Annotated in this window: 12 protein-coding genes and 4 pseudogenes; 4 read left to right on the forward strand and 12 right to left on the reverse strand. The window is 69.7% G+C overall.

Translation table 11 applies throughout. The annotated features are described in order from the left end of the window. Positions 1 to 260 precede the first annotated feature (260 nt). The 4 genes and pseudogenes from ACIQUT_RS39325 to ACIQUT_RS39340 all read right to left on the reverse strand — a co-directional run. Positions 261 to 758 carry a hypothetical protein gene (locus ACIQUT_RS39325; protein ID WP_403570435.1) on the reverse strand — a complete coding sequence of 166 codons (498 nt, stop codon included), beginning with the start codon at positions 756 to 758 and terminating at the stop codon, positions 261 to 263. A gap of 252 nt (positions 759 to 1,010) precedes the next feature. Next, positions 1,011 to 1,097 (reverse strand): annotated as a pseudogene (locus ACIQUT_RS39330) (lipase); the annotation flags it as partial. A 252-nt stretch (positions 1,098 to 1,349) separates the two neighbouring features. Next, complete coding sequence (locus ACIQUT_RS39335) at positions 1,350 to 2,084, reverse strand: dienelactone hydrolase family protein (protein WP_403570437.1); 735 nt, start codon at positions 2,082 to 2,084, stop codon at positions 1,350 to 1,352. A 309-nt stretch (positions 2,085 to 2,393) separates the two neighbouring features. After that, a pseudogene (locus tag ACIQUT_RS39340) lies at positions 2,394 to 2,722 on the reverse strand (IS1380 family transposase); the annotation flags it as partial. Between the two features lie 147 nt (positions 2,723 to 2,869). On the opposite strand from ACIQUT_RS39340, the pseudogene ACIQUT_RS39345 reads away from it, so the two are divergent. Further along, a pseudogene (locus tag ACIQUT_RS39345) lies at positions 2,870 to 3,510 on the forward strand (IS5 family transposase). A gap of 88 nt (positions 3,511 to 3,598) precedes the next feature. On the opposite strand, the pseudogene ACIQUT_RS39350 reads toward ACIQUT_RS39345, so the two are convergent. From ACIQUT_RS39350 to ACIQUT_RS39360, 3 genes and pseudogenes are all read right to left on the reverse strand, one after another. Further along, a pseudogene (locus tag ACIQUT_RS39350) lies at positions 3,599 to 3,781 on the reverse strand (IS1380 family transposase); the annotation flags it as partial. 121 nt (positions 3,782 to 3,902) lie between these two features. Continuing rightward, a complete protein-coding gene (locus ACIQUT_RS39355; protein WP_403570438.1) occupies positions 3,903 to 4,826 on the reverse strand; it encodes a zinc-binding alcohol dehydrogenase family protein in 924 nt (307 codons plus the stop codon). A 477-nt stretch (positions 4,827 to 5,303) separates the two neighbouring features. Continuing rightward, complete coding sequence (locus tag ACIQUT_RS39360; RefSeq protein WP_403570439.1) at positions 5,304 to 5,507, reverse strand: hypothetical protein; 204 nt, start codon at positions 5,505 to 5,507, stop codon at positions 5,304 to 5,306. Between ACIQUT_RS39360 and ACIQUT_RS39365 the strand changes: the two genes are divergently transcribed. Next, entirely contained in the window at positions 5,482 to 5,991 is a 510-nt protein-coding gene (locus ACIQUT_RS39365) for a hypothetical protein (RefSeq protein WP_403570440.1), read from the forward strand. The two genes, ACIQUT_RS39360 and ACIQUT_RS39365, sit on opposite strands and share 26 nt — an antisense overlap. Further along, on the forward strand, positions 5,991 to 6,581 hold the full coding sequence (locus tag ACIQUT_RS39370; protein ID WP_403570441.1) for a pyridoxamine 5'-phosphate oxidase family protein: 591 nt from the start codon (positions 5,991 to 5,993) through the stop codon (positions 6,579 to 6,581). The genes ACIQUT_RS39365 and ACIQUT_RS39370 overlap by 1 nt, the downstream gene beginning before the upstream one ends. A gap of 89 nt (positions 6,582 to 6,670) precedes the next feature. Here ACIQUT_RS39370 and ACIQUT_RS39375 read toward each other — a convergent pair whose 3' ends face one another. Further along, positions 6,671 to 7,102 (reverse strand): MarR family winged helix-turn-helix transcriptional regulator, encoded by a 432-nt coding sequence (locus ACIQUT_RS39375; protein WP_403570442.1) that lies wholly within the window; start codon positions 7,100 to 7,102, stop codon positions 6,671 to 6,673. 1,667 nt (positions 7,103 to 8,769) lie between these two features. On the opposite strand from ACIQUT_RS39375, the gene ACIQUT_RS39380 reads away from it, so the two are divergent. Further along, complete coding sequence (locus tag ACIQUT_RS39380) at positions 8,770 to 9,405, forward strand: hypothetical protein (protein WP_403570443.1); 636 nt, start codon at positions 8,770 to 8,772, stop codon at positions 9,403 to 9,405. Positions 9,406 to 9,848: 443 nt separating this feature from the next. On the opposite strand, the gene ACIQUT_RS39385 is transcribed toward ACIQUT_RS39380, so the two are convergent. From ACIQUT_RS39385 to ACIQUT_RS39400, 4 genes are all read right to left on the reverse strand, one after another. Continuing rightward, positions 9,849 to 10,055 (reverse strand): carbohydrate-binding protein, encoded by a 207-nt coding sequence (locus ACIQUT_RS39385; RefSeq protein ID WP_403570445.1) that lies wholly within the window; start codon positions 10,053 to 10,055, stop codon positions 9,849 to 9,851. 127 nt (positions 10,056 to 10,182) lie between these two features. Next, a complete protein-coding gene (locus ACIQUT_RS39390) occupies positions 10,183 to 10,320 on the reverse strand; it encodes a hypothetical protein (RefSeq protein ID WP_403570453.1) in 138 nt (45 codons plus the stop codon). Positions 10,321 to 10,437: 117 nt separating this feature from the next. Beyond that, complete coding sequence (locus tag ACIQUT_RS39395) at positions 10,438 to 10,893, reverse strand: hemerythrin domain-containing protein (RefSeq protein WP_403570447.1); 456 nt, start codon at positions 10,891 to 10,893, stop codon at positions 10,438 to 10,440. Continuing rightward, positions 10,883 to 11,662 (reverse strand): alpha/beta hydrolase, encoded by a 780-nt coding sequence (locus ACIQUT_RS39400; protein ID WP_403570448.1) that lies wholly within the window; start codon positions 11,660 to 11,662, stop codon positions 10,883 to 10,885. Before ACIQUT_RS39400 ends, ACIQUT_RS39395 begins: the two co-directional genes overlap by 11 nt. Positions 11,663 to 11,899: the final 237 nt, after the last annotated feature.

The raw sequence follows: 11,899 nt of genomic DNA on the forward strand, positions 1-11,899 counted from the left end.
CGTCCGCGACAGACTCAGCCTCGCCCTCGCCGCCGTGCACGCCCTCAGCATCCGCGCCGAACGGGGCCTCCTCCTCGCCGACCTCGATCGCCCGCGCGGCCGCCTGGCCGTCCGCCGACTGGGGCAGCTCGATCACACCGTCTACCTCGGCGAACTCACTCACCAGCTCATCACCAGTGGCTGGCCGATCGGCACCTGCGCTGGCCCACTTCCACCAACCCCCACCTGCTCGTCACCGCGCGCACCTGAGCCGACGGCACTCATCCGAAGATCCACCCCGGGCCATCGACAAGCCGATCGGCCGGATCGGCCTCACGGTCACCGGCCTGAGGGTCGACCGCATTCTCGACGAGGCCACGCATACTCCCGATCCCGTCCGCCTCATCCGCCTCTTCGGCCTCTCTCCGGCCGCCGCCGTCCGCTGCGTGCGCGCCGCACACCCCGACCGGTTCATCCCGCAGCCCACGGCACCGTAAGACCACGGGCTGTGCCTGGTGGAACGGACGGTCTCCCGCCCCCGCGGCGCGAGAGGGTTCGTCCTCCTGCCCCGCCGCGGGGACGTCCCCGAGAAGTTCGGAATCGTCAGCCAGTCCCGCTCTGAGCAGTTCGTGGCCGGGCTGCGGGGTGTCGTCGAACAGCAGACGCGCGGGCAGTTCACGATCGGGGACCGCGCCCTGGAGATCGAACCGATGAGGGCCCGCGGCCGGTGCGGTCGCGGTGGACGCGGAGTGGACGGTGGCGCGGTTCTGCGCCTCCAAGGGGAGTCAGCTCAACCTGTCGGGTGTGGGCACCTACCTGCGGTCCCACATCTGGGACTGCTGACTCTTGGGCATCGCGCCTCGCGTGCCGGCGGCCCGTCCTCGCCTCTGGCAGGACGGGCCGCCCTCTTCCCTGAGCCGGCGCGCGGTCAGCGCGGCCTCCGGGCAGTTGTCCGGGGCGGGCGTCGCTTGTGCGGGTCTGTGCCTGTGGCTTCGTCCCAGGTGCCGGTCAGCAGCTTGCGGGCAGGGCCAGGCGGCCGAGCGGAAGGCGGGCAGGTATCCGCCCGACTGCCCGGCGGCCTTGGGATGGTAGGACCTGTACACCGGTATGGACACCGCACCGATGCCGCTGACCTGGGTGGCCTGGATTGGCTGAGACAGCCGTTGTGGCCGGAGATGCCCCGCTCGCCGGGGACGCCGTCGGCGGCGACGGCGTGCAGTTCCGCCGTGCCGGCAGACAGGTCTCGGGCGAGGTCGGTCTCCTCGTGACCCAGCGTTTGCCGGCCAGGCTCGCCACGGCCATGCCGACATCGGTGGTCAGTGGCGCTGTCTGCCGGTCGGAGCCGTGCACTTCAGGTCCGAGCCGGAGCCTCAGCCATGGGCGAGGGTACGGTCGAGGAGGGGGAGCAGGCGGTCCCAGTGGCGCCGCAGTGCGGAGGGGTTGAAGGCGTCGGTGTCGGACATGGTGAAGCCGTGGACGGTGCCGGGGTAGATCTCGGAGGTGTAGTCGACCTTCGCGGCGTCCAGGGCCCGGTTGAGCTCGCACAAGGCCTCGGGCGTCAGGTCGCTTTCGGCATGGCCGAAGTGGACCTGGGCAGTGATCTTGGCGAGGGCGTCGGGCCCGTCCGCGCCCACGGGACCGTGGAATGCGGCGACGGCGGCCACCCGGCTGGGGTGGGCCGCGGCGGTGCGCATCGCCAGAAGGCCGCCCACGCAGTAGCCGGTCACCGCGACCGGTCCGGTGGCGACCTCGGGCTGGGTGGTGAGGAACCCGAGATAGGCGTCGGCGTCGCGCAGTACGCGTTCGGCGGTGTGCGCCTCGATCAACGGCATGAGCTGGGCCATGAGCGCGGGCCGGGCCTCTTCTCCGATGTGCTCGGGAAGGTCGACCAGCGGTGCCGGGCCGTGCCGGTAGAAAACGTTGGGGACGAGCACGTAGTACCCGTACCCGGCCAGTTCGCTGGCCATCTCCCACAGCACGGGCCGGATGCCGAAGCCGTCCGCGTACATCAGCACCCCTGGGTGCCGCTCGCCGTGGTCGGGGAATGCGGCGAAGGCGTCCGCCTGGCCGTCCGTGGTGGGAATCTGCAGCGTCTTGGTGGGCATGAACTCTCCTGACGTGGTTGATATGCCGAGCCTGTGATCAACACGACGGAGGAGGAGCACGTGCAGCAGCGCAAGACCCTCGATCGAACAGCGGGACCGCACCGGCCCGTACGGCGCTCAGAAGAGCACCGGGTCACCGATCTGTGTGTGGCGCAACGCCGTCCCGGTATTCATAGCCGCACAGCATAGCCCACTGGACAAAAGCCGTCGCCAACACCCCGGTTCCGCAGTGCGGTTCACGAGGGCTACCCCGGCTCCCCATCCGATACGAGCGCAAGGGCAGCAACTCGCCTTCTTCGGTGTCGATGGCAGCCAGATGTGGTTCTGGGCGCTGTCGTGCGGCGGCGGGTTGCGCAGGCCGGTGTCGGGGGGCGTTTCGGATGCGGTCCTCGCAGGCCCATATGCGATGGCGGAGTTCGAGGTCGGCGAGCTGGCCCACGGGTGTCGGTGGCGAAGCAGGTGAGGCGGTGGCCGTCGCTGCCAGTAAAGCGGAGCTGGGCTCCGGGGTGCGGCCGTTCCTTGCGGACGATCAGCCATACGCCCTTGGGCCAGGAGGTCAGATCGGGCATGTCCGTGATCTCCGCGACCCAGGCGCCAGGCCGCTCGGTGCCGCCGGCGTCGAAGGCCAGCGTCCATGCCCGCTTCGGGATCTTCAGCACGGCCTGGTGGATGGCCCCAGTGATCGTCACTCCGACGGGGCTAGGAACTGCCGTCAAAGTGACTTTGGGTTGGATCACGGTGTCGTGATACGTCGCCATGAACCGTCCGATGCCGAGTGGGAAATCATGCGTCCGTTGCTGCCCCGGCCTGAGCTGGGGCGGCCTCGGTTGGACGACCGCACGGTCCTCAACGGGACCGTGTGGAAGTTCCTCACCGGCGTCGCCTGGCGGGACCTGCCCGAGCGATACGGGCCGTGGACGACACTGCACACCCGTTTCCGCAGGTGGGCGGCGGACGGCACGTTCGACCGGATACTCCGTTCCGCGCAGGCGCAAGCCGACGCCGCAGGCAACATCGACTGGCTGGTGTCGATCGACTCCACCATCGTCCGCGCCCACCAACACGCCGCCGACGCCCGGAAAAGGGGCTCCGCAACCCGGCCCTCGGCCGCTCCCGAGGCGGGCTGACCAGCAAAATCCACCTGGCCTGCGACGGGACCGGCCGCCCACTCGACTTCGTCCTGACCAGCGCAGCGCCCGGCGCTGCCGCCCTGCCCGCGCGGTCGATTCCCCGCCTGGTCGTCACCGGGGAGCACGACGTCTTCCTCCCTCCGCGGCAGCTCGGCCCGGCAGCGCGCGGCACACTCTGCGCTGAGCTGGGTGTGGTCTCCGAAGCCGGACACCTCGTGGTCGAAGAGCACCCCGCATATCTGGCTGCTTTGCTGGAGAGTCCGGGCCAGCCTGCCTCCGATGTTCTCATGGGGTAGCCGACCTCCGAGTGCCGTGTCTGCCGACCGTCCAACCGCTCTCCGGGGCGCTCCTATCGCTACCCAACTCGTACGCTCCCCGGCCCCGCATGTTGCCCGGGCCATGAAGCGCCCGGGGTTCGCCCCATGGCGCCGGTGCCGCCGATATCTCCGTGTCCAGGCCGGAGTTGCGGACGGTCTCCACCAGCAGCACACCGCCGGCCTGCGAGACCACCGAGCGGCCACCGACCTCGACACGGACACACGGATATGACCCGCTACCCTTCTTCACCTGGAAAGTGCCTCATTCGGCGGCACGTAAAGGGCCCTCAGCACGTCCTATCGTTGCAGGTCAGGGGCGCTTTCGCTTTCCCGGTCACCTACCGGACACCCCGCTCGGTGAAAGCACGAGGTTAGGGGACAAGGATGACCTTGCCGAGGTTGCGGCGTTGCTCGATGAGGGTGTGGGCTCGGGCAGCTTCGCCGAGGGGGATCTCTTCGTGTACGGCGGTCTGCAGGGTGCCCGCGTTGCGCATCTGCCAGAGCTCGCGAAGCCAGCGGTCGTAGAGTTCAGGCTTGCCGACGGCGATGGCCCGTATCTGGAACCCGATCACCGAGGCGCCGCGGACGAGGAGTTCGTAGGCTTCCACAGTGCCGCCGCCGGAGCTGAAGGCCACCAGCCTGCCGCCCGTCGCCAGGGCCCGCACGGCTGGCCCGAGCAGGTCGCCGCCGACGCCGTCGAGGATCACGTCGTACGGGGCGCCCCAGTCGGCGTCTTCGTACAGGACGACCTCGTCGGCGCCCAGCCCTCGGACGAAGTCGGCCTTGTCGGCGCTGCTGACGGCGGCAACGACGCGTGCTGCCCCGCCGGCCTTGGCGTACTGAAGGGCGAGCGTGCCCACTGCACTGGCCGCCGCCGTGACAAGCACCGACTCGCCGGGCTCCATGCGCGCGGCCTCGTAGGCACCGCGCGCCACCAGCCCGCTGCGGACCAGCGCGACCGCCTCCACGGCACTCGCGCCGTCCGGGATCCGGGAAGTCATCGCGGTGTTCAGGACCGCGAACTCGGCATAGGCATCGGCGAAGCACAGCCCGGTAACCCGGTCTCCGATGGCGAAAGCGGTGACTCCTGCACCTGTGGCGACGATCTCCCCGGCGACCTCGCCGCCGAACGGGATCGGCTCGCTGCCCTCCCGCACCTTCCGCACGGTGGGCAGTGTCACCCCGACCGCCTCCACCCGGATCAGTACCTCCCCGGCTCCAGCCCCGGGCCGGTCGACCTCCTCGGCAAACAGCACCTCAGGCCCACCGTTGACCTCATGGCGAATGCGCAGCACAGGACCTCCCCGATCAATTTCGTTGGGCATCCCAACGATAGGCCGAAAGTCGTGGGACCGTCCAATGAATTCTGGTTGGGCTGACTGCGTGTCAGCCTTCCCCATGCGCCTGGTCCCTGTCGACCTGGATCGTCGGCCGCGTCGCGGCATGCGGCCAGGGCCTGGTTGCCGACGCGGATGCCGTGGGGGGTGAAGCTCGTGCACCATGCGGCGCCGGCCGTGGCCGCCGAGTGCGACTCTGTCGCCCCGTCGGCCGGGCGTGGAGCGGGAGAAGGGCGTGGCCGAACGGATGGCGCTCAAGTGGGCTCGGGCGCAGATCCAGGGGGTGGCCCGGCGTGATCCCCTCCCGGATCCGGCCCGGCTGGAGATGGCGGAGCGACAGCTTCGCGCTGCCAGGCCGTGGCGCGCGGGATCCCCTTCGGAGGGCTACTCGCGGGGAGCAGGAAGTCCACCTCCCGTGACGTTGCCCGTGGGCTGTCAATCACCTGCGTCCAGTGTTGAGGTGAGCCGTTCGAGCAGGTCGGCGAGCTGAGTCTGCTCGTCCCCGCTGAGCCCGGCGAGGAGTCGACGCTGGTTGTCCAGGTGGACGGCGATGAGCTCGTCGGTCAGTTCGACGCCCTCGGGAGTGAGGGCGATGAGACGTCCGCCCGATGCCTTGGCCGGGGCCGTCTTCGCGGTCAACACCGCTCTGGTCGCCGCGCTCGGCGTCCCCGCCGCCCGCCTGACCTGGCGCGGCAGACGCACACGTGCGGCCGCGCTCAACGCGGTCATCTTCGCGCTCTCCTTCGCCGCTTTCGCCGCTCTTCCCCGGTTCGTCAGCGGGCCGGACACCATTGCCGCCGTCCTGGCGGTCGCGGTGCTCTACACCGCCGGCGAACTCGTCCCCGCACCCTCGCAGGGCCTGTCCGCTCAGGCTGCCCCCGATCACCTGGGGGGCGGTACCTGTTCGGTCTACCAGCTGTCCTGGTCGGTCTGTCGCACCATCGCACCCATGCTGCTGGGGTTCCTGCTCGACGCAGGGCAATGGCATCTGTGGACGGTTCTCGCTCTCATGGTCCTGACCGGCGCGGCGATCCTCCTCTGCGCAGAGCGGTCCCTGTCGGCGCACGCGGTCACCACCAGCCAAGCCCCTGCTACCACCGCTCCCCAGGAGGTCACGACCTGATGACCGAGAACTCGCACGGCATGCTCCGGTCCTTCCCGGTCCTCCCTGCCGACGTGCCGTCCTTCGACACCGCGACGACTCCGCACGACCCGGTACCCATGTTCGTGCGGTGGCTGACGGAGGCGGTCGAGCAACAAGTCCCCGGACCCCACGTCATGACGCTGTTCACCACCGAAGCCGATGGACCGGCCTCCTCCCGCGTACTCATCTGCAAGGACGTCAGCCAGGACGGCCAGTGGTATTTCGCGGCCGTCGCCGACAGCCTCAAGGGCCACCAGCCGGACGGCTCCCATGCGACACTCACTTTCCACTGGCCCCGGATCGGCCGCCAGATCCGCGTCCGCGGCACGGTCGCCCCGGCAGCGCCCGAGGTCGTCGCCGCCGACTACTCGGCCCGCCCGCCTGGCTCTCACGCCGGGGCACTCGCCCACCTGACGGCAGATCGTGACCTGATCGCCCCGGCATGGACCCTCTACTCCCTCATTGCACATGAGGTCGAGCTCTGTCAGGCCGACCATGACCAGCGACACACCCGCCTGCGCCACGAGCGCACCGGCAGCACGTGGCAACTCGAGCGGCTCCGGCCGTGAGCGCAGCCGTCGCCGTGCAGTCCGGGGCCGCTTCATTCGAATCGGGCCACGTGCGATTCGAACGGAGTGCCCATTCCCCCCGACCGGGTTTACGGTGCCTCGTGGACCCTGGTCAGCAGGGCCCTTAGCTGATGCTGCTCCTCCGGGCTGAGCGGTGCCAGCAGCTCGGCGTTGGCGGCTTCGGCCAACGCCGCACAGCGGGCGAGGACGACCTTGCCCTCAGGGGTGATGGTGACGGCGTTCTTGCGGCCGTCGGCGGGGTCGGGGGTGCGCAGCACCAGCCCCGACTCCTGAAGGTGATTGAGGATGCCGACCATGTCTTTAGGGTCGACAGTGAGCCGACGCCCCAGGTCGGCCTGCGCGACGGGCCCGTACTCGGCCGTCGCGGCCAGCACCCCGTGGTGCGTGAGCTTCAGCCCCTCCGCGGCGATCGCGTCGGCGACCAGAACCCGACCGCGCGCCGCGACGCGGCCCACGAGCCAGGACGGCAGGGACTGGATGTGCGCGAGCGCTGACGCCATGATCCCCAGCCTATCGCAAATTCATTGGAGCCCCCCATGACTCTTCTTCTCTCGCCTAGACTCCCGAGGAAAGCGGATCGGGAAGTCCTATGTCGCGCGGTCGCCATGAGGCCGACGGTGGACCCGCTGTGCTGTTCGCCGAGGAGGCTGACACGCCTGAGGGCGGGGCCGGAGAGCCAGTGATCCGAGTCGAGGCGGTGGGTGGGGGCACGCTTGGGCCGACACCGCCGCCGGCGCCCATATCGTCCATCCAGGCTGCTGGGGCGGTGCGAACCGGAGCTGGCTCGTTGCCGCTTGCACCCCGTAGCGGAGACCTCAACGCCCGTGCCGCCAGCCCCCGTCGGAGTCGTCGGTCAACGACTACTGCGGCAGCCCGCGGCAGCCGAAGAAGAGCCCTGGCGCAGGAACGAGTCAGCGATATCGCATCAGCAAGCGGATCGTCCAGACCGTCGTGACGGGCCGCGACCGCCGTCTTGTCGTGGTTGGAGCACCACCGCGCCCTCGGGCGGATGGAGGTAATGGCCGCACACGACTCGGTCCCAGACGTCCGGGGTGTCCCGGCCGAGTGAGTCAGCCCCGCACCCAGTGCGGCTTGAGGTCAGGATCCGCCAGGATCCGGCCGACCTGGGGCGGCGAGATATCGCGAAGACCGTGTCCGCGACCTGCACTTCGGGCCGTAACGCCTCGGACGTCCAGGACCAGCCCGTCCGGGCCCAGTGCAGTGAACCGGCCCACCGGTCCAGCTCGACCACGACCCCGTCATCCCGCTTCCCGCCATCCCATTCGCCCGGTAGCCACCCCGAGAGACGATCACGGCGTGTGACCAGCGGGCCGGGCAGGACGGGGCCAGACCAAAGAACCCGTCCGAGTCGATACAGCACCACCTCCGTCAACGTCTGACGGCCCAACGAAGGAACACCAACACCGCTCCGCGAACTTCCACGGAGCAGCACGAAAGGGCTATCCGTTGGCGGCCCGGAGCAGGATGTCTTCGTACGCGGTCGTGGAGGACGGCGGCTGCGGCTTCGGAGAGCGGGAGCGTGCTGTCCAGGGGAACACGGAGCGCTGCGGCGAGGTGCGGGTAGGTGACGGGGCCGCCGCGGCGGAGCGGGTCAGGTAAAGAGTGAGAGAAAAAATCGTCCACCGGCCGGGCTGCTGCATGGAACCTCATTTACGCCTTCTACTTCGACGACGACAACACCAGCGACAACCCCATCTACCTGCAGTCCACGCAAGCCCGAAGGCCGCGACTACGACCTGCAGATCAAGAGACTGCGCCAGGCCGGAGCGCCAGAAGCCTGGATGGCCCGGGCCTTTCCCCGGCAGGCAGTCCAGCACAATCAAGCGGAACAGCGACACAGCCCATCCTCGTCCACCGACCGAGGCCCGCGCATGCCCGGACCGGACCTGCAGCCGACGGCGGCACCCGCGGCCACGAAGTGTTGCTCACCCGGGCCGGCCGCCAGCACTGCGTCGCAGGCGACATACTCTGGCCCCACACCGAGCTGGATCGGCTGCTGCGCCGTACGCCGCCGCCCGCAACCGGGCCGACCAGGCCGACCAGGCCGACCAGCACGGCGTCGCCGGGGAACGGGCCACCAGCCGTGATCGGTTCTTCGTCGGGGCCACGCGGATGTTACGCCTCGCCAAAAGAAGGAGTCTGTGTGATGCGCCGTACCCTCCCAGTCGCCGTCCTGACCTCCGCGGCCTGCCTGTTCGCGCTTGCCGGGTGCGGTACCACCCGGGCGGGGGCTGGTATCGGCGTCAGCGCGTCAGCGTCCGCCTCCGCTTCCACCACGCCCGACTGGGCGAAGGCAGCGGAGGCCGCGGCCGCGGCGGAACGGCAGCAGCACGACCAGCAGTTCCCCGAGATCGTCGCCCGATGCGCGGACACTGCCGCTGCCACATCGAGTAGCGGGCCGAGTGCGTCGCAGGATCCTCAGGCGGGCAGGTACGCCGAGAACCACGCCTACAAGATCAAGGGCAGGCTGAGCGCCCGGGCCGAGTGTGTGGGGCGGGCACACGCGGCCCGGATCACCCAGGCCTTCACCATGGCTGGCAAAACCGCGCCCACGACTGGCCTCGCGCTGAAGAAGGCCTTGGACGAGCTCGGCTATCCGACCACCGGGGCCGAGATCAACGACCCGGGTCTCATTCTGGAGTTCGCCCTCATGGTCAAGGGCACTGGTGCCTGTGTCAGCGGCACCCTGGCCATCCCCGGGCAACCCGGCACCGTGACCCGAGTTGAGGCACACGGCCCGTACATGGAGGGCGGCTGCGTCGAGCCGCGCGGCGGCCACTGACCCGCACGGACCCCCAAGAGGCAACTGTGCACGGAACGCGCGGCAGCCGCCCCCTGCTGCCGCGCCCCACAGCTGGAGCAGCTGCCGGTGATCCGCCGCTGGATCCTTTCGCGAGGCCACACGACCGGCGAGCGGGCCGCCGACTGGAGACGCCGGGGACCGTGAGACACCGCGGACACCGGGATCGGGGCGCAGCCGGGCCAGTGCCCCACCCGCAAACCGTCACCAGGCCGGTGCTGGACGCGGCCCTCGGACCTCGCGTGCCCGGGGGCCGGTGTCGAGCTACCGCCGACCGTGTCACTCGCCTCCGGCCTGTCCATCGGGCGGCGCGCCGCGACGCAACGAGTGGTGACCGCAAGGCCCCGGTCACCACTCGGCCGGCCGACCGGCGCGCGAAGCCCGGGCCGGCTCCTCGGACCGGGAGGGGCCGACCCAGGCGGGGTTCACTCGTCGTAAAACTCCCGCAGGTGATCGATGAAGCTGACGTCCTCGTCGGCGGCTCCGGCGCCACCTGCCTCAGGACCTCCCTCGATCCGCCTCCAAAGAGCAGCAGTGACCGAAGGAGCCCAGTCGGATTCCGATCGGTGCGCCTGATCAGCCTCATAGCGATGCCCTTCGAACTGCACGACATCCCGCAGTCCGTACTGCACGCCTGGATCCCGCGCCTGGACCATTTCATCTTCCCTATCTGGCGCTCTGCTTCCCCGACCGCCCGGCGACACCGGCAGACCTCCACGCCACGACGGCCCTCGGCCTCGGCCTTCCCCGCCGCCATACCTACGGAGCCGGAGTGAACTCCACATACCACTGGGCACTGGACCGGAACCGCCAGATCACCCCCTCGAACTGCTCACGCAGCCGCTCGGGGTACGGGCCGAACCTGCCGATCGGCAGGTAGGCTCGATGAACTTCCACTGTCGCTTCACCGAAACCTCGGCGGTCGCGGTTCAGGACCCGGGCGAGGCAGTGGCGACTCGAACCCAGGTGGATTCCCGTTCGCGCCGTCGGCGGGCGGCGCGAACGGGACGCGGCTCAGCTAATCGGGCCGAAGATCTCGGTGCGGTCGAAGTCGGCTTCCATGCCGTCCAGCACCGCTCCCAGTTGCTTCTCCTCGTACTTGAAGTGCGTCTCCATGACCGCCTCGATCCCGTCCAGGTGGCGGTGTGCCACCTCCGGGTCGGTCGAGTCGGACACCGCCTTCTGCAATCCACCGATGAGGTGCTCAATCATGTTGTGGTCCTGAGTCAGCTTCGCGACCACCGGCGCCAGATCGGGGCGCGCCCGTACCAGTTCCGGGAACAGCGAACCGTCCTCGGCGCGATGGTGGCCGGACAGGGCAGCGCAGAACCCGTGGCAGAACAACAGCAGGTCGGTGGCAGCGTCGGCGGGGTCACCGCCGTCCAGTCCCGCCCGCGCCAGCGCATTGCGCAGCTTGCCGTGCACCCGCTGCAGTTCCCCGCCCCAGGCGGTGACGCGGTCAGTCGGCAAGAACGCCCTCCCGTCGCAGCCAGGCCGCGCACGCGGTCGTCCAGGACGCAGTGTGCGGCTCGCGCGCAATGAACTTATGCGGCTCGCCGCCGTATTCCACGCCGTCGGCCAGGCCGATACCGTGGCTGCCGCCCGGGTAGACGTGCAACTCCACCGGTACCGCGGCCGCCGCCAGCGCCTGGGTCCACTCCAGGGCGTTGGGCAGGCCCGGCGGGTCCTGAGCGGCGGCCCATACGAAGGTCGGGCACACCGACGCGTCCACATGCTTGGCCGGGGATAGCTCGTCCTTGATGGGCAGCAGGTCGCCGAGCAGGTTCTCGACCACCGACGGCGGCAGCAGGTCGAGGTCGGCCAGTGCATAGGCCAGGATCGCGAAGTCCGGTCGGGGCGGGTCGGCGACGCCCTCTTCGATGGACAGGACCCGTCCGGTCATGAGCAGGCCGGCAAGTTGGCCGCCCGCGCTTGATCCGATGACGCCGACCCGGCCGACGTCGAGGCCGTGGTCGCCGTTGCGGATGTGGTCCAACCCAGCCCGGGCGTCTTCGAGCGGGGCCGGGAACCGGTCCGGCAGCAGCCGGTAGGACAGGACGAAGGCGTGGATGCCGAGGCCGGACAGCCAGCGCGCGTAGCCTTCGCCCTCGTGCGGTGGAAGTTCCCGGAATCCGCCGCCGGGCAGGACGAGGACGGCGGGTCGGGGGCCGAAGAACCGGTCCTCGGCGGGGTAAAGCGTGATCTTCTGTGAAATTGGGGCGGGAATGGCCGTAGCCACCTTTCGATATGACGCCTCCATGCCTGACGATCCATCCGCCACCGGCACGCGACGCTGCCTGGAACTATAACCGCGAAGACCAGATGGGCGGTTGCGTCGCGCTACCGCAATGGCGTCAGGGTGAGCACGCAGTCTCCGAGGACGGGCCTTCCCCCGTGAAGGTGGGCACGCGGGGATTGATCACGCGGCGAGCGTGAGTTTAACGCTGTGGTGTCGGCGTTCGTATTCGTCGGGGCT

Source organism: Streptomyces sp. NPDC090445 (assembly GCF_044769385.1).
Taxonomy (GTDB): Bacteria; Actinomycetota; Actinomycetes; order Streptomycetales; family Streptomycetaceae; genus Streptomyces.